The sequence below is a fragment of the Deinococcus aquiradiocola genome (assembly GCF_014646915.1).
In the GTDB taxonomy this organism is placed as follows: Bacteria; Deinococcota; Deinococci; order Deinococcales; family Deinococcaceae; genus Deinococcus; species Deinococcus aquiradiocola.
The window spans coordinates 134064-154602 of record NZ_BMOE01000001.1 but is presented as its reverse complement, the minus strand read 5'-3'; the positions used below and the strand labels follow the sequence as shown (position 1 = coordinate 154602).

Sequence of the window (20539 nt, the reverse complement as noted above, 5' to 3'; positions counted from 1 at the left end):
CGGCCCTCAGGTGGCCGGAGTGACGTCCTGCACCCTGCCCTGACTAGACGACCTGATCGAGGTTTCATGTGAAATACAGCATCGCCGCTCTCACCACCCTCAGCCTGCTGCTCGCCGCGTGCGGCACGGGCACCCCCACCACCACCCCCGCCCCGGTCGTCAGCGTGCCCGCAAGCCCCAGCCCGGCCCCCGCCACGCCCGCCCGCAGCGGCGGCCTGTACGAAGTGCACTTCCAGGGCACCAACGGCGACAGCAGCGGCGTGACCGCCACCGCCCAGCTCATCCGCACGCTTGGCACGCAGGCCCTCACCGGCACCGACACCACCACCCAGGCCCTCAGGTTCGAGCGCATCGCCGCCACCACCTTCGTGAACGCCGCCACCGGCACCCGCCACGTCAGCGCGACCTTCAGGGTCACGAACACCGCCAGCAGCGACCTGACCGGCCTGACCCTGCTCGGCGTGGACACCGACGACGCCGACACCGACCCTGGCAACAACCCCGGCTCGGTCCCCACCGTCGGCACCACGCCCTTCAACAGCGTCCGGTACTTCGACGGTTCCGACGCCAGCAGCACTGCCAGCACCTTCACGCCCACCGGCGGCAAACGCTTCAACAACACGAGCGGCACCACCGAGGCCGACCCGACCGCCAGCGTCTTCCTGAGCAACCAGGACGTGAGCGGCGTCAGCACGCAGGCCCCCGCCGGACTCGTCGTGGCCGGCATCAAGACCTACGGCTGGAAGGTCGCCGACACCCTCGCCGCCGGCGCGAGCGCCAACGTCACCTTCGCCGTCGACCTGCCCGCCAGCAGCGACCCGAAGGAGGACCCCTTCGCCTTCAACATCGTCGTGACGGCTGCCGAGGGCGGCGTCACCGCCATCCACGACATCCAGGGCAGCGGCAGCGCCAGCCCCCTCGCCGGTCAGGTCGTGACCACGCAGGGCGTCGTGACGGCCGACTACCAGCTCAGCACGCAGCTCAAGGGCTTCTTCATCCAGGCGCCCGACAGCGACGCCGACAGCGACCCCGCCACCAGCGAGGGCCTGTTCGTGCTGTGCGACGTGGCCTGCAAGGACGTGAACGTCGGCGACCTCGTGCGCGTCACCGGGACCGCCACCGAATACAGCGCCAGCAGCAACCCGACCAACACCATCACCGAACTCAGCCCCACCAGCAGCGTCACCGTCCGCGCGACCGGCGTGACGCTCCCCACCGCGCGCACCGTGACGCTGCCCGTCGCCAGCACCGCCGACTGGGAGAAGCTGGAAGGCATGCGCGTCCGCGTGCAGGGCGTCGTCACCGAGAACTACAAGCTCGGGCGCGGCGGCGTCCTCAAGGTCGCCGACAGCCGCCTCGCCAGCTACACGCAGGTCAACGCGCCCAGCACCAGCGGGTACGCCGCGTGGGTCAGCGAGATCGCGCGCCGCACCATCGCCGTCGACGACGGCAGCACCGCCCAGAACCCCGAAGCCGTGTACGGGCGCGGCAACCAGCCGCTCAGCGCCAGCAACACCCTGCGGACCGGCGACACCGCCGACGTGACCGGCGTGCTGCACTACGGCTTCGACTACACCGGCACCCCCGACACCTGGCGCATCGAGAGCACCCTCAGGGACGCCACCTTCAGCGGCACGCGCCCCGCCGCGCCCACCGTGACCGGCAACGTCACCGTCGCGGGCGCCAACGTCCTGAACTTCTTCACGACCCTGGCGAGCAGCAACAGCGACAGCGACAACGGCGGCGCCCCCTGCACGCCCGACGGCGTGGACACCGCCAACTCGCGCGGCGCGAACGACTGCTTCGAGTACAAACGCCAGCTCGGCAAGGTCGTCAGGAACCTCGCGGGCCTGAACGCCGACGTGATCGGCCTGATGGAAGTGCAGAACAACACCACCGTCGGCAAGGGCGGCGACAGCCTGAACGCCATCGTCACGGCCCTCAACACCGCGCTCGGCGGCGACGTGTACGCGGCCGTCACGCACCCCAGCCCCGGCAGTGACGCGATCCGTGTCGCCATGATCTACAAGAAGGCGAACGTCACCCCCATCGGCGCGCCGCTCAGCGACACGGACGCCGTCAACAACCGCTTCCCGCTCGCGCAGGTGTTCCAGGCGAGCGGCGGCAGCAAGTTCGCGGTCGTCGTGAACCACCTCAAGAGCAAAGGCAGCGCCGCCGACAGCGACCCCCGTAACGCCGACGTCAGCGACGGCCAGGGCTCCAGCAGCTACCGACGCGAACAGCAGGTCGCGCGCCTGCTGGACCTCATCCAGAACGGCATCGTGAACGGACGCGGCGTGCAGGACGTCATCGCGGTCGGCGACTTCAACGCCTACGCCATGGAGCCCAGCCTCCAGAACCTCCAGAAGGGCCTGGACGGCGTCGCCGGGACCGCCGACGACCTCAGCCCCGTCTTCGACAACACCACGTACAGCTACCAGTTCGACGCGCAGTTCGGCAGCCTCGACCACGCCTTCGTCACCAGGAGCCTCGGGGCCCGACAGGTGAACGGCGAGAAGTGGCACGACAACAGCGACGAACCCACCGCCCTCGACTACAACAAGGAATTCAAGAGCGACGCGCAGGTCGGCACGACCGCCGCGCCCGGCACGTACTTCGAGAACACCGCGTACCGCAGCAGCGACCACGACCCCCTCAAGGTCGGCTTCGAACTGCCGTCCCTCGGCACGCTCGGCGTGACGCCCACCGGCAACAGCACCGCGTACACCGGACAGCCGTACACGCTCAGCACCCCCACCACCGGCACGCCCGACACCCTCGACATCGACTGGGGTGACGGCAGCAGCGACACGGGCCTGCCCGGCAGCACCACCAGCCGCACCCACACGTACGCCAGCACCGGCACGCCCTCCATCGTCGTCACCGCGCGCCGTGGCACCGAAACCGCGACCGGCACGCAGACCGTCACGGTCGCCACGCCCGGCATCACCGTGAACGCCACCAACGCCACCCGCGACGTGTCAACCAGCGGCGCCACCACCGCCGCCAACCCCGTCACCGTCACCCGCAGCGGGTACGCGGACAACGTCACCCTGACCGCCAGCGTCACCGGCAGCGGCACCGCGCCCACCGTCACCGTCACCCAGCAGCCCGGCACCGGCACCAGCGGCACCGTCAGCGTGGACGGCAGCGGCGCCACCGTCGGCACGTACACCGTGACCGTCACCGCCAGCGGCCCCGGCGTCAGCGACGCGACCACCACCTTCACCGTGAACGTGAACGCACCCACCACGGCCGGGAAGCTCGTCATCAGCCAGGTGTACGGCGGTGGCGGCAGCACCAGCACGAACCCCATCCCCGCCTACAAGGTGGATTACGTGGAGCTGTTCAACGCGGGCGGGCAGGACGTGAACCTCTCCGGCAAGAGCCTGCAGTACGGCGCCACGTCAAGCACGACCTTCACCGGCACGTACAGCCTCAAGAACGTGGTCCTCAAGCCCGGACAGTACTACCTGCTGAGCGTGAGCCCCGCCACCGGCACCGGCGGCGCACCCTACAGCGGCAGCGACCTGACCGGCGCGGACGACACCACCACCGCCCTCAACATGGCCGCCGCGAACGGCAAGATCGCCATCGTGAACGGCACGACGGCCGTCTCCACGGCCGCCAGCACCCCGGCCCTGATCGACCTCGTCGGCTACGGCACGGCCAGCACGTACGAGGGCACGGCCGCCGCACCCGCCATCTCCACGGTCCTCGCGGCCTTCAGGAAGGCGAACGGCTGCCAGGACACCAACCAGAACAGCAGCGACTTCACGGCCGCCACGCCCGCGCCCCGCAACAGCGCGAGCCCGCTGAACGTCTGCCCCTGACCTCCTCCGTCCACTGACGGCTGAGAGAGAAGGCCGCCGCACCCTGATCGGTGCGGCGGCCTTTCCCCTGCCGGGGGCCTGTGTCACTCGCCGAAGGTGTCCACGTAGCGGACCTGCGCGTCCGTCATGGTGGCGCCCGGGCGGGCCTGCCGGACGTGCTTCACGGCGTCACCCGGGGCCATGCCCGCCTGGACGAGCAGGCACGCGGCGAGCGTTCCGGCGCGGCCGAGGCCGCTTAGGCCGTGCGCGACGACCGTCTCTCCGTTCAGGAGGCGGTTCATGATCTCGTCGACGGTCTCGGCGTACAGGGCGGGGTTCCGGGGGACGTCCGCGCCTGGGACGGGGTGGTGCAGGACGTCGAGGCCGAGGGCATCCGCGTGTTCGTCGTAGTCCTGAAGGCCGTGGCGCCGGGCCTCGTCGTCTTCGAGGAGGCTGACGAGGGTCTGCGCGTGGTGTTCGCGGCGCAGGCGGGTGAGGTCGGCCAGGAGGTCGCGGTCGTGGCGGGTGCGGCCGTCGGCGGACAGGCCTTTCCTGCCGGGCGCGAGGGTCAGGCCGAGCTGTCCGGGCCACAGGGCCGTTTCGGTCCAGTCCACGCGGATGGGGTGGGGTTCGCTGGTCGCCGTGTTCGGGTGGGGGTTCGCGGTGGGGTCGGTCATGGCGTTCAGGATACGGATGTGGGGGCGCGGCGGGTGTGGCGGGTGCTCTACACTCGGGCCATGACGCATTCCAGCAGACCAGTCACGCTCATCACGGGGGCCACCGGCGGGATCGGTGCGGCACTCGCTCACGTCCTGCACCGTCACTCGCTGGTGCTGCAGGGGCGGGACCTGGGGCGGGTGGCGGCGCTGTGCGCGGAACTGCCGGACGCGAGGCCGCTCGTGATGGACCTGTCGCGGCCCGCGTCGTTCGCGGAGCTGCTGGAAGAGGCGGGGCTGGAGCGCGTGACGAACGTGGTGCACAACGCGGGCGTGGTGGAGCTGGGCAACGTGGCCGAGCAGTCGCACGAGATCTGGACGCACACGCTGGCCGTGAACGTGGTGGCGCCCGCCGAGCTGACGGGGCTGCTGCTGCCGCGCGTGCGGGCGGAGCGGGGGAACGTGGTGTTCGTGAACAGCGGGGCGGGCCTGACCGCGAACGCGGGCTGGGGAAGTTACGCGGCGAGCAAGTTCGCGCTGCGTGCCCTGGCGGACGCCCTGCGGGCCGAGGAGGCTCAGCACGGTGTGCGCGTCACGAGCGTGTACCCGGGCCGGACGGACACGGGCATGCAGCAGAAGGTGGTGGGGCAGGAGGGCGGCGAGTACCGAGGGGACGCGTTCATCCGGCCGGAGACGGTGGCGGAGGCGGTGCGGTACGTGCTGGAGGCGCCGCGTGACGCGGTCGTCACGGACCTGACGGTGCGGCCCGGCCCGAGGTGACGCCCGCGCAGGGGGGGAGGGTGCGGGCGGTGCTGTTCGATCTGGACGGCACGCTGCACGACCGCGCCTGCACGGTGCGGCGCTGGCTGGTGGGGCACGTGGGGCGGTTCGGGCTGCCGGACGGGTACGTGGACCGCTGGCTGGCGCTGGACGACCTGGGGTACCGGCCGAAACGCGAGGTGTTCCCGCTGCTGGTGCGGGAGTTCTCGCTGCCGCACGACCCGGAGGTGCTGCTGGCGGACTTCGACCGGCACGCCTGGGACGATGTGGCGCCCATGCCGCACGCGCATGACGTGCTGGCGCGCCTGCGGGCGAACGGCGTGCGGCTGGGCATCGTCACGAACGGCTGGACGTGCAAGCAGCAGCAGTGCCTGGACGGGCTGCGGCTGGGACCGCTGGTGGACGACGTGCTGATCAGCGAGGCGGCAGGCGTCCGCAAGCCCGACCCGGACATCTTCCGGCTGGCCCTGGCGCGGCTCGGGGTGGACGCGCACGAAGCGGTGTACGTGGGAGACAGCCCCGGGAACGACGTGCTCGGCCCGCAGGGGGTGGGGATGCGCGCGGCCCTCCTGCCGGGCGGGCACGCCCTGCCGGACGGCGTGACGCCCGACTGGCAGCTCACGGACCTGCGGGACGTGCTGCGGATCGTGCCGGGACACGTGGACGCGCCGGGCGCACGGTGACCTGACGGCGCGGCCCGCTGCCGGAATTGGGGTAACATCCCGTTCGTGACTGCCCTCCTGCCAATTCATGCGGTGCTGCCGGACGTGCGCGCCGCGCTGGCCCGGCACAGTCTGGTGGTGCTGCAGGCGCCGCCCGGTGCGGGCAAGAGCACCGTGCTGCCCACCGAACTGCTCGGCGAGCCGTGGCTGGCCGGGCAGGGCGTGGTGGTGCTGCAGCCCAGGCGCGTCGCGGCCCGCAGTGTCGCCGCGCGCCTCGCGTCGAACACGGGGAGCGAGGTGGGCGGCCTCGTCGGGTACCGCGTGCGCTTCGACTCGCGGGTGTCCGCCCGGACGCGCGTGACGGTCATGACGGAAGGCATCCTGACGCGCCTCCTGCAGAGCGACCCGGAATTGCCGGGCGTGGGCCTCGTGGTGTTCGACGAGTTCCACGAACGCAGCCTGCAGGCGGACCTCGCGCTCGCCCTGGTGCGCGAGGTGCAGGACGCGCTGCGGCCGGACCTGCGGGTGCTGGTGATGTCCGCCACGCTCGACCCGGCCCTGCCCGCACGTCTGGGCAACGTGCCGCTCGTCGCGTCCGAGGGGCGCGCGTACCCGGTGGACGTGAAGTACCTGCCGGTCGATCCGGCCGGGCCGCCGGACGCGGCCGTGACGGCGGCCGTGACGCGCGCCCTCTCCGACCTGCCGGGTGACGTGCTCGCGTTCCTGCCGGGCGTGGGCGAGATCCGCCGCGCGCTCGGGACGCTGTCGGCCCGGCACCCGGACGTGACGGTCCTCCCGCTGTACGGGGACCTGTCGCCGGAAGCGCAGGGGCGCGCCATCCTGCCCGACCCGGACGGGCGGCGCAAGGTGGTGCTCGCCACCAGCATCGCCGAGACGTCCCTGACGCTCGACGGGGTACGCGTCGTGATCGACAGCGGATGGACGCGCAGGCAGCAGTTCGATCCCGGCACGGGCCTCAGCCGCCTCGTGACGGTCCGCGTCACGCACGACGCCGCCACGCAGCGCGCCGGACGGGCGGGCCGCACCGCGCCGGGCGTTGCGCTGCGCCTGTGGAGCGAACGCACGCAGGCGGCCCTCGCGGCCGCGCAACCCCCGGAGATCCTGGAGGCGGACCTCGCGCCGCTCACGCTGGAACTCGCGGGGTGGGGCACGCCCGACCCCGGCAGCCTCCACTGGCTGGACGCGCCACCCGAGCGCCGGGTGGAGAGCGCCCGCGTGCTGCTGCGCGACCTGGACGCCCTCACCCCGCAGGGCCTCGCGACGCCCGAAGGGCTGGCGCTGCTGCGCCTCCCCACCCACCCGCGCCTCGCGCACCTGCTGCGCGGCAGCGTCCAGGCGGGCCTGCAGGCCCTCGCGTGCGACGTGGCCGCCCTGCTGGAGGAACGCGACCCGCTCGCCGGGACGGGGGCGGGCACGGACCTCGGGGAACGCCTCCTGGCCCTGCACCGCTGGCGGAACCGGCAGGCGACGACCGGCGACACGGTGGTGCTGGAACGCGTCGAGCGCCTCTCGCGGCACTGGCGGCAGGAGATCGGCATGAACGCCCCCCACCGGCACGCGGACCCCGCCGACGTGGGGCGCCTCGTCGCGCTCGCGTACCCGGAACGCGTGGCCGCCCTGCGCGAAGGCACCCGCGACCGCTACCTGATGGTGGGCGGGCAGGGCGTCCGCCTCCCCGAAGCGGACCCGCTCGCCGGGACGCCCCTCATCGCGGTCGCCACGCTGGACGCGCGGCAGGTGGCGGGCGAGGGCCGCGTGTACCTCGCCGCGCCCATCCACGAGGAGGCCCTCGCGGCCCGCGTCACGCGCGAGGACCGCGTGCGCTGGGACGCGCGGACCGGCACGCTGATCGCGCAGCGCGAGGACCGCGTGGGCGCCGTCCTCCTGCACGCCGAACCGCTGCGCGACGTGCCCGCCCACCTCCGCACGGCCGCCCTCACGGACGCCGTCCGCCAGGAAGGCCTGGAGGTGCTGCGGTGGTCGGACACCGCGCAGCAGTGGCTGGCCCGGGTGTCCAGCCTGCGCGCCTGGCGCGGCGACGACTGGCCCGACCTGGGCCGGGACGCGCTGCTCGCCCGCCTGGACGAATGGCTGCCCGGCACGCTCGGCACGGCCCGCACCCGCGACGACCTGAACCGCGTGGACGTCCTGCCCGCCCTGCAGACCCTCCTCCCGTGGAACCTCACGCGGACCCTCGACGAGCTCGCGCCCGTCATGCTGGACGTTCCCAGCGGCAACCGCGTGCGCCTCCAGTACCGCGCGGACGGCGAGGCGCCCATCCTGGCCGTGAAACTGCAGGAACTGTTCGGCCTGGCCGACACGCCCACCGTCAACGCGGGCCGCACGCCCGTCCTGCTGCACCTGCTCTCCCCCGCCCGCCGCCCCGTGCAGGTCACGCAGGACCTCCGCTCCTTCTGGGAACGCGGGTACTTCGAGGCCCGCAAGGACCTGCGAGGCCAGTACCCCCGCCACCCCTGGCCGGACGACCCGTGGACCGCCGAAGCCACCCGCAAAGCCAAACCCAGAGGCACCTGAACCCCGCGCCGCGCGGCACGCCGTCAAGGCAGGGCTGAGCGAGCGGTCAGGCGTCGCCAGAGCCGCCCTGCACGGGCAGTCCTGAACCGGACGGCATCCGTGACCGCCGACCGTGCAACGTCAGGCCCCTGCAACAGCACCCGCCCCTCACGCACCGGGCGGAGGGGCGGGAACGACCGGACGCTCCGGCCAGACTGTCGCTGCCTTACATCGAGGAGGGAATCTGGATGCCGAGCAGCCCCAGGGTTTCCTCCATCTCGGCGCGGAGGCGCTGCACGAGGGCGAGTCGGGCCTCGCGCAGTCCGGCGGGCGACTGCAGGACGTTCGTGGCGGGCTTCCCGTCGGGGCCCTTGGCGTTGTACCAGGCGTTGAAGGCCGTGGCGAGGTCCAGCGCGTACTGCGCGACGACGTGCGGGCTGTGGACGCGCACGGACGTCTGAATGACCTGCGGGGCGCGGGCGACGACCTTGGCGAGGTCCAGTTCCAGCGGCGTGATCTGACTCCAGTCGGCGCCGTCCGGGGTGTGGCCTTCGGCGGCGGCCCTCCTGAGGATGTTGGCGGCGCGGACGGCGGCGTACTGCACGTACGGGGCGGTGTCGCCCTGCAGGGCCAGCGCCTGATCCCAGCGGAAGTCGAGGGTGCGGGTCGGTTCGCTCTTCAGCATCGCGAAGCGGATCGCGCCGATGGCGATGCGGCGCACGATCTCGTCCCCTTCGGGCGTGCCGAGCACTTCCGGCTTGAGGTCCTGCATGAGCGTCGTGACGCGCGCGTGCGCTTCGTCCATCACGGCGTCCGCGCTCGCGCCCACCCCCTTGCGGCCGGAGATCGTCTGGCCTTCGAAGGTCACGAAGGCGTAGTTGAGGTGGATGCTGCGCGCCTCCTGCTCCGGGTGTCCGGCCACGCCGAGGCTCGCCGCGACGACGCGCTGCGGGTGCTCCTGGCGCGTGTCGATCACGTTGATGACCTCGGCCGCGTGCCCGAAGCGGCCTTCCGCGTCCGGCTCGCCGTCCGGGTGGCTCGTCCAGATGACCTTGCCGTCCGGGTCGGTGATGAACGGCCGGAACCGCATGCCGCCGAACAGGCCGAACTTCCAGAACTGGTACCCGATGTCCTTCGCGGCGTACATGGCGGTCCCGTCGGAACGCATGAGGACCACGTTCGGTTCCTCCAGGCCCGGCATGAACGCCGACACGTCCATCACGAACGCGCCCGCGAACTTGCCTTCCGTGGGGTGGCTGGTGCTGGGGCTGCCTTCCAGGATGCCCATGGCCTTGCTCAGGAAGCCGCTGCCGACCACGTCCGACTCCCAGTTCAGCAGGTCGTAGCGGGCGCCCAGCCGGAAGCACGTCTGCAGGTGCGCCTCCACGATCCGTTCGATCTCGCCGCGCAGTTCGCCCGTCTCCAGCCGGTGGATGATGGCGCGGATGCCGTCCTCGGCCCTGGCCTTGTCAGGGTCGGCGTTCAGGCGCACGTACCCTTCGCCCATGAACTGGTCGTACTTCTGCACGCCGTCCCACATCAGGCCGTAGTGCGTCTGCGCGTACAGGCTCTCGGCCGCCTGCCGTCCCGTGTCGTCGATGTAGTTCTGCACCTCGACGGTGTGCCCGGCCGCGCGGAAGATGCGGGCCATGCTGTCGCCCAGCGTGACGTTGCGGACGTGCCCGACGTGCAGTTCCTTGTTCGGGTTGACGCTGGTGTGCTCAATGATGACCTTGTCCGGCTGGTGCGGGAAGGTGGGGCGCACCTCGACCACGCCGCGCACGAACGCGCCCGCATCCACGAAGAAGTTCAGGTACGGCCCGACCGCCTCGGCCCGCGCGATCCCGGCGGGCAGCACCACGGCCGCCGCGAGCTGCCCCGCGATGACGGCCGGGTTCTGCCGCATGGCCTTGGCGAGCAGGAACGCTGCGGGCGTCCCGTAATCGCCGGGCTTGTCTGCGGGCGTCTCCTGAATGACGGCGTCGATGGTGCCGCCGAGCGAACGGGCAGCCTCCTCGACAGCCTGCTTGAGTTGCGTTTTGAGGTCAGTCGCCATAGTGAACGAGTCTATCAGGTCACCTGTTCCTCACCGTGCGGCCACGTCCCTCAGGGCTTTCTCAAGCTCCCGTCACGTTCAGGTCAGCGGCGTGAGGCATCATGAGAGGCATGAAGACCGGTCTGAACGCAATGATGGGGACGCTGGGCCTGGCTGTGCTGCTCGCCGCGTGCAACGTGGATTCGACGACGCCCGACAACTCGCTGAGGATCAGCAACCCGACCGTGAAGACCGAGTACTACGACACCATCAACAGTCAGTACGTGGTGTGCGCCAACGTGAACAGCGTCAGCGCCGCGAACCTGGTGCGCGTGACCGTGACGGCCAGCACCGCGCCCACCGCGCTGCACGTCCAACTGATCGGTGAGACCAGCAGCCGGTACGGGAGCGCGTACGACACGACCTTCTCGGGCGGGAACCTGAACGTGTCGGCCGACCGGTACAGTGGCCTGTTCGAGCAGCCGGCCGTGACGGGCAGCGACAGCGAGATCCTCCCGCAGGGCATCGTCGTGAATCCCGCCACGCGCCCCGTGAAGTTCGTGACGACGGCAGAGTCGGACCGCGTGGCTGGCGGGTACGGCGGGTTCCACGCGACGGTGGTGGGCACGTCCAGCACCGGTCAGACCACCAACACCCTGACCACGGGCAGCGTCCCGTCATATGTGAACTGCGCGCTGCAGGGCACGAGCAGCGACCCGGTCTGATCCTGTTCCAGGGATGCCGAAAACAGCGAAGGCGTCCATTCCTGGACAGAACAGAAGCCCTACAGGACGCATGCCCGCCTTTCGGGCACAACAGTGCCCATGACGGGTCCAGCTCCGCAGGAGGGTCACGTGTCCGCTTCCGTCTCCTCGAAACCGTATCTACCGTATTTTCTGGTGTTCACTTCGCGCGGCTGAACTCGAAGCGTTCAGCTCAACACCGCACGATTCAGGTGTTCGCGGACCGGAAGTTCAGAGATTCCTGAACACCCGGTCATGTTGACGTCAGTCCAGTCCCCGAGAATGAGAGTCATGACCAACAGAATCCGGGCAGGGCTGGGCGGGGCTGTACTCACGTTCGTTCTCGCGTCGTGCGGGGGGCTGTCTTCGGGCGGGGACCTGTACATCGATCCGTCGTCTCTCACGCTGAGCAGCGGGTACGGCGTGCAGAACGCGACGTACAACGGCGGTTCGTATTCCGGCCCGGCCATCTGCGACAACACGACCACGCCCATGAACGCGTCCTTCTCGTACAGCGGCACCATCAGTACGGTGGACGTTCGTCTGAAGGGCGGCACGACCGGCAACGTGAGCGGCAACATCAGGAACGTGACGGTCAGCGATTCCGGCTCGTCCGTCAGCCTGGGCTTCACGGTCGGGGCGGGCGTCGCGCCGCTGAACGTCGGGCCCCAGAGCATCATCGTGGTCCCGAACGCGCACGTGATCGGCCTGACGCGGCTGGAGATGGTGGGGCACAGCCCGAAAGGCTCGACGGACGTGCTGTCCTCGAACTTCATTCCCGTCGTCGACAACTGCTGACCCGTCCCTTCCCTGGGGGCCGCCTGCCGTGCTGCGTGCCGGGGCGGCCCTCCGCGTTTGTTACACTGCGTGTACATGTCACACAACGACGCACGGCTGTACGGCTGCTGGGTGGAGCTTCTAGGCTGGATGCAGGATTATGCGAAGTTCTCCGGCCTGGAGTACGTGAAGGTGAGTGATTTCCCGGATTTCATCTACCGGATGGAGCGGCCGTACGACCTGCCGACCTCCACGGCCAGCGCGAGCCTGAACCGGGACGGGCAGCCGCTGCTGGTGGCGTCCGTCAGTCCGAGGCACGTGGACCTGAAGGCCGTGCAGCTGCGTCTGATGGGGGGCAGCAGGCACTGGCACCTGCATGCGGGCGAGGAGGGGCTGCTGGAGGGGAAGCGGCCGTTCACGCGGGCGCGGCTGCATGCGCTGCTGGACGGGGCGCTGACGGGCGCGGCCACCTGAACATGCGGAGGGGCGGGGCCTGAACCGTTCGCAGTTCAGGCCCCGCCCCTTTCTATGTGCCGTTTCCGCGGGTGCGGTCAGGTGATACGGTTTTGATCCGATTCCAGGGATGCCGGGAACAGCACCGACATCCCTTCTTGGGCAGAACAGCGCCCATGAGGACGCTTGCCCGCTTCCACCTCCTCAAAACCGTACTTTTTGGTACTCGCTTCGCTCGGCTGAACTCCAAAGGTTCAGCTCAAAAACGTATGAGGCGGCCGGTCTCCTCGGTCAGGGCGCGCAGCTGGGCGGACAGGGCGGGCGTGAGGGCGTCCGCGCGGTAGCGCCACGTCCAGTTCTGCGGGCCGGTGGTGCCGGGCAGGTTCATGCGGTCCTGCGTGCCGAGGTTCAGGACGTCCTGCAGGGGGACCACGCTGAGCTTGGCGCGGCTGTGGAAGGCCATGCGCGTGAGTGCCCACGCGAAGGTCTCCTCGCTGGGGTCGCTGCTGGTGTACACGCGGTACGCGTGGCGTTCGCTCTCCTCGGCGTGCGCCCACCAGCCGCGCGTGGTGTCGTTGTCGTGCGTGCCGGTGTACACGACCTGATTCTCGCGGAGGTTGTCGGGCAGGAAGGCGTTGACGCTGAAGTCGCCGCCGCCGAACGCGAACTGCAGGACGGCCATGCCGGGCAGGTCGAAGTCGTCGCGGAGCGCCTCGACGTCGGGCGTGACGACGCCGAGGTCCTCGGCGATGATGTCTATGCCGGGCAGCGCGTCACGGATCGCCTGGAAGAGCGCGTGGCCGGGCGCGGCGACCCAGCGGCCGTGCACGGCGGTCTCGGCGGGGTACGGGATCTCCCAGTACGCGGCGAAGCCCCGGAAGTGGTCGATGCGGATCACGTCGAACAGCTTGAGGCTGCCCCGGAAGCGTTCGATCCACCACTTGAAGCCGTCCTGCTGCATGGCGTCCCAGCGGTACAGGGGGTTGCCCCACAGCTGTCCCGTCTCGCTGAAGTAGTCGGGCGGCACACCCGCGACGGCGGTGGGCTGGCCGGCGGCGTCGAACTGGAACTGTTCGGGGCGCGCCCAGGCGTCCGAGGAGTCCATGGCGACGAAGATGGGGATGTCGCCGATGATGGCGATGCCCTTGCTGCGGGCGTACTCGCGGACGGTGTTCCACTGACGGAAGAACAGGAACTGCAGGAAGGACACGCGCAGCAGGTCGCGGGCGAGGGTCTGCCGGGCCTGCGCCATCGCTTCCGGCTGGCGGGCGCGGAGCGCTTCGGGCCAGGCGTTCCAGGGGAGTCCGCCCTGCGTGGCCTTGATGGCAGTGTAGAGGGCGTAGTCGCCGAGCCAGTCGGCTTCCTGCGTCACGAAACGGTCGAAGTCGGCGTGCAGGGGGTGTTCGCCGCTCATGAGGGCCGCTTCGGCGTGCGCGAAGGCCCGGTCGAGCATCTGATTGCGCCAGATGTACTGCTGGCCGAAGTCGACGCGGTCGGCGCTGAATTCGGGGATGACGTCGAAGTCGCTGTCCTGCAGGAGGCCGTCGGTGCGGAGGTCCTGCAGGCTGATCAGGTAGGGGTTCCCGGCGAAGGCGCTGAACGCCTGGTAGGGGCTGTCGCCGTAGCCGGTGGGGCCGAGCGGCATGACCTGCCAGTAGTGCTGGCCGGCGTCGGCGAGCCAGTCGATGAAGGCGTGGGCGTGCACGCCCAGCTCACCGATGCCGTAGGGGCCGGGGAGGCTGGTGGGGTGCAGCAGAACACCGCTGGAACGGGGAATACTCATGTTGCCTCCTGTGTCCCGCCGGGGGGCTGGTCCGGGCCTCGCGATGGAAGCACTTCCATCCCGTGGGCCGAGGTCCTCCCGGTGTGACGTGCAGCCGTCAGTGTAACCCGCCGCACTCACCCGTCCGCAAGTGCGCGCTCATCCGGCCGGAAGAACCCGTTCATGCACGCCGCACGGCGGACGGTCCATACGGTTTTGAGCTGAACTCCCGGCGTTCAGCTCGGTCCGGGATCAGTACCCGCGGTCCGTCTGCACGGGGTCCGGCACGTCCACGCCTGTCCGGACGGCCTCCACGAAGCGCGCGGTGTACGCCGCGCCGCGCCGGATCAGGTCGTCGGTGGTGCTGCCGACGTGCGGCGTCACGATCACGTTCGGCTGCGTCCACAGCGGACTGCTCTGCGGGAGCGGTTCGGGGGCGGTCACGTCGAGCGCCGCGCCGCCCAGCGCGTCGTCCTGCAGGGCGTGCAGCAGCGCGTCCGGGTCGATCAGTTCGCCGCGCCCGAGGTTGTACACCCACGCGTGGCGCGGCAGGCGCGCGAGCCGGTCGGCGTTCAGGATGTGGCGCGTGGCGGGCGTGCGCGGCAGCAGCAGCACCAGGTCGTCCGCCGAGGCCAGCGCGGCGTTCACGTCGTCCGGCGTGCTGCGCGACGTGAGGCCCGCCACGGTCGCGCCGAGCGGCAGCAGCATGCCTTCCAGCAGCCGCCCGATGTGCCCGAAGCCCCACACGACCACGTGGCGGCCCTCCAGGGTGTACATCGCTCCGGCCCTCTCCCAGCGGCGGGCGTGCTGCGCGTCCCGGAAGCGGTGCAGGCCCCGCCCGGCCGCCAGCACCAGGGCCAGCGCGTGCTGCGCCACCGCCCGGTCGTGCAGGGCGTGCGCGTTGAAGAGCTGCACGCCGTCCGGCAGGTCGTTCACCACGTGGTCGATCCCGGCCGTGAGCGTCAGCACCCACTTCAGGCCGGGCCGGGACAGCAGGTCGCGCCGCTGCGCTTCCGGCAGGAACCACAGCACGAAACCGTCCGCGCCGCCCTCCGGCAGTGCGTCACGGCTGTAGTACACGGGCGTGACCCCCTCCAGCGTCAGGTCGCGGAAGGGGGCCAGGTCGGGCAGGAAGACACGCATACCCGGATTGTAGGTCGCGAACGGGTCCGGGTGGGTCCGTCGTCCCGGACAGGAACGGACAGGCGGTTCAGCGGTCCTGGGGGAGGTCCACGTCGAAGAGGGCCTGCACGAACTCGCGGCTGTCGAAGGGCTGGAGGTCGTCGGCGCTCTCCCCCACCCCGATGAACTTGATGGGCACGCCCAGTTCCCGCACGATCGGCACGACGATGCCGCCCTTGGAGGTCCCGTCGAGTTTCGTGACGATGACGCCCGTCAGGCCGATGCTCTCGTGGAATTTCTTGGCCTGCTGCAGGCCGTTCTGGCCGGTCACGGCGTCGAGGACCAGCCACACCTCGGCGGGCTCGCCGGGGTCGGCCTTGTCGATGACGCGTTTGACCTTCTTCAGCTCTTCCATCAGGTTGTGCTTGTTGTGCAGGCGGCCCGCCGTATCCACGAACAGCAGGTCGAAGCCGCGCGCCTTGCGCACGGTGGCGCCGTCGTGCGCCACGGCGGCCGGGTCGCCCCCGTCCGGACCCTGCACGACCGGAATGCCGAGCCGTTCGCCCCACACGCCCAGCTGCGCGCCCGCCGCCGCGCGGAAGGTGTCGCCGGCCGCGAACATCACGCGTTTGCCGCGCCCCTGGTAGTACTGGCCGAGCTTGGCGATGGTGGTGGTCTTGCCGACGCCGTTCACGCCGATCACCATGATGACCTTGCCCTGCGGTTCCACGCTGCCGCGACGCGCGTCGGGCGTGAAGCCCAGCTTGCGGAACTGCGCGCGGCGCAGGTCGGGTTCGAGCTGCAGGGTCATGGCGTCCATGAGCGCCTCCTGCAGTTTGGGTTTGTTGCTGGCCTTGACGTCCTCGAGGATCTCCTCGGTCGCCTCGCGGCCCACGTCGGCCGCGATGAGGGCGTACTCGAGGTCTTCGAGCGTCTCGATGCGGGTGGTGAACACGTCTTTCAGGTCGGTTCCGAGAATCCCGGCCGATTCGTTGAGTTGTTTGCGGGTCTTACTCAGCCCGTCGCGCAGGCGGTCTAGCCATGACATGAGGGCAGCATAGCGCCCGCACGCCCTCCCGCGCGTCCCGGCCTGCCCACATGAACGCTCTGTATGAGGGGCCGTCAGGCGGCCCGCATCTTGGGTCAGCTTCGCTGAGGCACCCTGGAAGCATGAAAAGACTGCTGAAGGTGATGGGCGTGCCGGGGGCCGGCATCGTGAGCGCGGCGCTGCTGCTGGGCGTGGCGGGCGCGCAGGGCACGGGGAGCGGCACGGCGGGGCCGGGTGGAGTGCCGGTGAACGGCATGGTGTGGGAGCTGCAGGTCCTGACGGATCACGGGGGGGCGGTGACGCTGCCTGCAGGGATCAGGAATCCCAGCGTGCAGTTCGCGGCGAGTTCCGCGAGCGGCAGCGCGGGCTGCAACACCTTCCGGGGCGGGTACGCGTCGCGGGGCGACGTGCTGCGCTTCGGGCCGCTCGCCACGACGCGCATGAGCTGCCCGCCGAACCTGATGACGCTGGAGTCCCGGTACCTGAACCTGCTGAAGGACACGACGCGCTTCGGCGTGTCGGGCAGCGTGCTGACGCTGTACGCGGGCACGCAGGGCAAGCTGGTGTTCCGGCTGCGCAGCGGCGCGAAACCCGCCCAACCCCCGGTGACTCAGCCAGTCCCCGTCAAACCTGTGCCCGTGAAGCCGCCGGTCGCTCCGGTGCCCGGCCAGGGCAACGCCGTCCGTGATGGGGTGACGGGCGTGACGTGGACGCTCGTGAGCGTGAACGGCAGCGCGGTCCGGACGGCGCGCCCCGTCACGTTCCGGGTGCAGGGCGCGCGCGTGACCGGCACGGACGGCTGCAACAGCTTCGGCGGTCCCGGCAAGGTGGCGGTGAGCGGGCCGGGCAGCGGCACCGTCCTGGCGACCGGTCCCCTCGTCAGCACCGAGATGGCGTGCCTGCCGGACGCGGGCGGCGTGCCTTCGCTGCCGGGCCTGCTGCAGAGCGGCGCCGCGTACCGCGTGTCGGGCGGCACGCTTACCCTGAGCACCGCGGACGCCACCCTGACCTTTACGGACGCCCAGCCGGGCGGGGCCACACCGCCCACCGGCACGACCGCGCCCGCCACCACGCTGCCCGCGACAGACCTGCCGGACGCGCGCACGCCCTTCGACACCGTCACGCCCACCGGCCTGGGGCCGGACGAGGACCTGTTCATCGTGGGTGACCGGCGCGTCCCCTGCCAGGGCGTCGGGGCGGGCGAATGCCTGCTCGTCAAGCACCCCGGCGAGACGGCCTGGAGCGTCTTTCACGGGAACATCGAGGGCTTCGCGTTCCAGGGGGGCGTGACGAGCCTGCTGAAGCTCAGCGTGCAGCGCGTCGCCGTGCCCGCAGCAGACGGCAGCAACGTCCGCTACCGGCTGGTGCAGGTCGTGCGGACCTTCACGCCCCGCTGAACACGGGACGGACGACAGGCGGGGCCGAACGTCACTGTTCGGCCCCGCCTGCACGGTTCGTTCTTCTGTCCCTCAGCCCTGAATGGCGCGGTCCAGGCGTGCCAGCACGCGCTCCTGGCCCAGCGCTTCGAGCATCTCGAACAGGCCGGGCGACTCAGAGGTGCCCGCCACGGCGGCCCGCAGCGGCTGCATCAGCTTGCCGGGCTTGATGCCCTGCGTTTCGGCCAGGGCGCGCAGGGCGGCGTCGGTGGTGTCGTGCCGGAAGTCCGGCAGGCCAGACAGCGTGTCCCGCGCGGCCCGCAGCAGGTCCTGACCTTCCGCGATGAGTTTCTGCGCCTTGTCGGTCACGGAGTACTCGTCCGTCCAGAAGTACGCGGTCTTGTCCATGAACTCCCCCAGCGTCTCCAGGCGCGGGGTGAGCATGGCGACCACCTGCCGGAAGTACGCGTCGTCCGGGACGGGCGTGCCCGCCAGCGTCAGGAAGGCCTGCAGCTGCGAGGCGACCTCATCCGGCGTCAGCACCTCGCGCAGGTACTTGCCGTTCAGCCACTTCAGCTTGGTGACGTCGAAGGTGCTGCCGCCCAGGCTGACGCGCTCCCACGAGAAGTGCCGCACCATGTCCTGCACGCCGAAGACCTCCTCGCCGTCCGGCATGGTCCAGCCCATCATGCCCAGGTAGTTCAGGAGGGCCTGCGGGAGGATGCCCATGCGGCGGAAGTCCTCGACGCTGGGGTCGCCGCGCCGCTTGCTGTACTTCTTGCCGCCCGCCGACAGCAGCCACGGCGTGTGAATCCATTCCGGCTGCGCCCACCCCAGGCCCTCCAGGATGTGGATGTGCGTGGGCGTGCTCGTCAGCCATTCCTCGGCGCGGATGACGTGCGTGACGCCCATCAGGTGATCGTCCACCATCGCCGCGAGGTGGTACGTGGGGAACCCGTCGCGTTTCAGGAGGACCTTGTCGTCGAGTTCGGCGTTCTGGAAGGTCACGTCGCCGCGCAGGCGGTCCCGGACGACCGTCTGCCCTTCGAGCGGCGACGCGAGCCGGATCACGAACGCCTCACCGGCCCCGGCGCGCGCGTCGGACTCCTCGCGGGTCAGGGCGCGGTCACGGCGGTCGTAGCCCAGGTAACTGTCCTTGCGGGCCTCGGCGGCCCTGCGGCGCTCGTCGAGCTCCTCGGGCGTGTCGAACGCCCGGTACGCCTTCCCGGCGTCGAGCAGCTGCATGGCGTACTGGCGGTGCAGGTCGGCGCGCAGGGACTGCGTGTACGGCCCGAGGCTGTCCTCGTTGCGGGGGCTGGCGTCGGGGTGGATGCCGAGCCAGTCGAGCATGTCGAGGATGCGGCCCTCGCTCTGCGCGTTGTAGCGGTTGCGGTCGGTGTCCTCGATGCGGACGATGAACTTCCCGCCGTTCTGCGCGGCGAACACGCTGTTGAACAGCGCCTGGTACGCGGTCCCGACGTGCGGGTCGCCGGTCGGGCTGGGGGCGATACGGGTGGTGACAGTCATGCCGGTCAGGATAGCAGGGGGGGTGCGGGCCGCCGTCCGCCGGATGGCGCAGGGCCGGGTTAAGCTGAAAGCATGACCGAAGCCGAGCAGGGAACGCCCGCCACGAAGGCCGACACCGCCAGCCCGTCCACGGCCGGGGCGCCGGACGCGCGGGCCGTGCTGAGTGCCGAGCAGCTGCGGACGCGCATGCCGTCCGGCTGGCAGGGCGACACGGCCGCCATCTGGCGCGAGTGGACCTTCGACACGTACCTGGACGGCGTGCAGTTCGCGGAGCGGGTGGCGCAGCAGGCGGAGTCGGTGCAGCACCACCCGGACCTGCTGATCACGTTCCGGCGGGTGCGGGTGACGTACAGCACCCACGATGCGGGCGGCGTGACGGCGCTCGACGTGTCCGAGGCGGCGTCCATCCGCGAGCTGCGCTGACCCGCGCGCCCGCCTGATACGGTTGTGAGCTGAACGTTTGGAGTTCAGCCGAGCGGAACGCGAAGCCGCCGCCCGGCCGCGAGTACCAACAAGTACGGTGTTGAGGAGATGGAAGCGGGCAAGCGTCCTGCAGGGCGCTGTCCTGCCCAAGACGGGATGTCGGTGCTGTTCCCGGCATCCCTGGAATCGGATCAATACCGCATGAGGGGCGCCTGTCCGGACGGGCCGGGAGCCTTGAGTTGACCTTACAACTGTAAGGCCGCTGTCAGGCGGATGCGGTACGCTGAAGACCTGTGAGCCGAACTCTGGTCGTTCCCCCTCCTGCACACCCGTCCGCTGCCGACGGGACCACCTCGTGCGCCCCGGCCGCCACGGCCGAGCAGCTGCGGCTGCGCCGCTTCAGCCTGCGCCTCACGGTGCAGAGCGCCGAGCTGGACGAGCTGGGGCACGTGAACAACGTCGTGTACCTCGGCTGGATCGAGCAGGTGGCGCGCGCGCACGCCGAGTCGGTCGGGGCGGGCTTCGCGGAAATGTCCGCCACGGGCGTCGTCGCGGTCGTCCGCAAACACAGCCTGCACTATCACCGCTCCGCCCTGCTGGGCGACGAGGTGGAAATCCAGACGCAGATCGAGACGGGCGGCGGCCTGCGCGCCGTGCGGCAGAACCGTATCGTGAACGCCACGACCGGCGAACTGCTCGTGGACGGCGAGACGGAATGGGTGTGGATCAACCCGCAGACGGGCCGCCCGAAACGCCCGCCGCAGGAGCTGCTCAGCCGCTTCGGATACTGACACGGTTTGGAGGAGATGGAAGGGATGCCGGAAACAG

General features: G+C 70.6%; 16 protein-coding genes. 10 read left to right on the top strand and 6 right to left on the bottom strand.

Translation table 11 applies throughout. The annotated features are described in order from the left end of the window. Nucleotides 1-68: 68 nt before the first annotated feature. Entirely contained in the window at nt 69-3833 is a 3765-nt protein-coding gene (locus tag IEY33_RS19420; protein ID WP_188960326.1) for an ExeM/NucH family extracellular endonuclease, read from the top strand. An 83-nt stretch (nt 3834-3916) separates the two neighbouring features. Here the strand turns inward: IEY33_RS19420 and IEY33_RS00760 are convergent, their stop codons facing one another. Continuing rightward, a complete protein-coding gene (locus IEY33_RS00760) occupies nt 3917-4489 on the bottom strand; it encodes a phosphatase domain-containing putative toxin (protein ID WP_188960325.1) in 573 nt (190 codons plus the stop codon). Nucleotides 4490-4549: 60 nt separating this feature from the next. Between IEY33_RS00760 and IEY33_RS00755 the strand changes: the two genes are divergently transcribed. The 3 genes from IEY33_RS00755 to hrpB are packed head-to-tail and all read left to right on the top strand — an operon-like array spanning nt 4550 to nt 8466. Continuing rightward, nucleotides 4550-5248, top strand: coding sequence for an SDR family oxidoreductase (locus IEY33_RS00755; protein WP_188960324.1), 699 nt, complete (start codon nt 4550-4552; stop codon nt 5246-5248). Nucleotides 5249-5268: 20 nt separating this feature from the next. Then, entirely contained in the window at nt 5269-5931 is a 663-nt protein-coding gene (locus IEY33_RS00750; protein ID WP_188960323.1) for an HAD family hydrolase, read from the top strand. 45 nt (nt 5932-5976) lie between these two features. Then, nucleotides 5977-8466, top strand: a complete 2490-nt coding sequence (gene hrpB / locus IEY33_RS00745; RefSeq protein ID WP_229670649.1) for an ATP-dependent helicase HrpB — start codon at nt 5977-5979, stop codon at nt 8464-8466. Nucleotides 8467-8671: 205 nt separating this feature from the next. Here hrpB and IEY33_RS00740 read toward each other — a convergent pair whose 3' ends face one another. Then, nucleotides 8672-10501, bottom strand: coding sequence for an arginine--tRNA ligase (locus IEY33_RS00740; protein ID WP_188960322.1), 1830 nt, complete (start codon nt 10499-10501; stop codon nt 8672-8674). Nucleotides 10502-10611: 110 nt separating this feature from the next. Between IEY33_RS00740 and IEY33_RS00735 the strand changes: the two genes are divergently transcribed. From IEY33_RS00735 to IEY33_RS00725, 3 genes are all read left to right on the top strand, one after another. Then, on the top strand, nt 10612-11205 hold the full coding sequence (locus IEY33_RS00735; RefSeq protein ID WP_188960321.1) for a hypothetical protein: 594 nt from the start codon (nt 10612-10614) through the stop codon (nt 11203-11205). A gap of 309 nt (nt 11206-11514) precedes the next feature. Continuing rightward, nucleotides 11515-12021, top strand: coding sequence for a hypothetical protein (locus IEY33_RS00730; protein WP_188960320.1), 507 nt, complete (start codon nt 11515-11517; stop codon nt 12019-12021). Between the two features lie 75 nt (nt 12022-12096). Then, entirely contained in the window at nt 12097-12474 is a 378-nt protein-coding gene (locus IEY33_RS00725; protein ID WP_188960319.1) for an NADH-quinone oxidoreductase subunit 15, read from the top strand. Nucleotides 12475-12712: 238 nt separating this feature from the next. On the opposite strand, the gene malQ is transcribed toward IEY33_RS00725, so the two are convergent. The 3 genes from malQ to ftsY form a co-directional block, all read right to left on the bottom strand. After that, the gene (gene malQ / locus IEY33_RS00720) at nt 12713-14236 is read right to left on the bottom strand and encodes a 4-alpha-glucanotransferase (RefSeq protein WP_188960318.1); all 1524 of its coding nucleotides are present in this window, start codon (nt 14234-14236) and stop codon (nt 12713-12715) included. 231 nt (nt 14237-14467) lie between these two features. Then, nucleotides 14468-15358, bottom strand: a complete 891-nt coding sequence (locus tag IEY33_RS00715; RefSeq protein ID WP_188960317.1) for an NAD(P)-dependent oxidoreductase — start codon at nt 15356-15358, stop codon at nt 14468-14470. 67 nt (nt 15359-15425) lie between these two features. Continuing rightward, nucleotides 15426-16385: a signal recognition particle-docking protein FtsY gene (gene ftsY / locus IEY33_RS00710; protein WP_188960316.1), complete on the bottom strand. Its 960-nt coding sequence runs from the start codon at nt 16383-16385 to the stop codon at nt 15426-15428. Nucleotides 16386-16507: 122 nt separating this feature from the next. Here ftsY and IEY33_RS00705 point away from each other — a divergent pair, with 122 nt between their 5' ends. Then, nucleotides 16508-17782, top strand: coding sequence for an META and DUF4377 domain-containing protein (locus IEY33_RS00705; protein ID WP_188960315.1), 1275 nt, complete (start codon nt 16508-16510; stop codon nt 17780-17782). 72 nt (nt 17783-17854) lie between these two features. Here the strand turns inward: IEY33_RS00705 and gltX are convergent, their stop codons facing one another. Next, the gene (gene gltX, locus IEY33_RS00700) at nt 17855-19288 is read right to left on the bottom strand and encodes a glutamate--tRNA ligase (RefSeq protein WP_188960314.1); all 1434 of its coding nucleotides are present in this window, start codon (nt 19286-19288) and stop codon (nt 17855-17857) included. Between the two features lie 72 nt (nt 19289-19360). Here gltX and IEY33_RS00695 point away from each other — a divergent pair, with 72 nt between their 5' ends. Continuing rightward, complete coding sequence (locus tag IEY33_RS00695) at nt 19361-19711, top strand: 4a-hydroxytetrahydrobiopterin dehydratase (RefSeq protein ID WP_188960313.1); 351 nt, start codon at nt 19361-19363, stop codon at nt 19709-19711. 293 nt (nt 19712-20004) lie between these two features. Beyond that, nucleotides 20005-20502: an acyl-CoA thioesterase gene (locus tag IEY33_RS00690; protein ID WP_229670648.1), complete on the top strand. Its 498-nt coding sequence runs from the start codon at nt 20005-20007 to the stop codon at nt 20500-20502. The last annotated feature ends 37 nt before the right edge of the window (nt 20503-20539 follow it).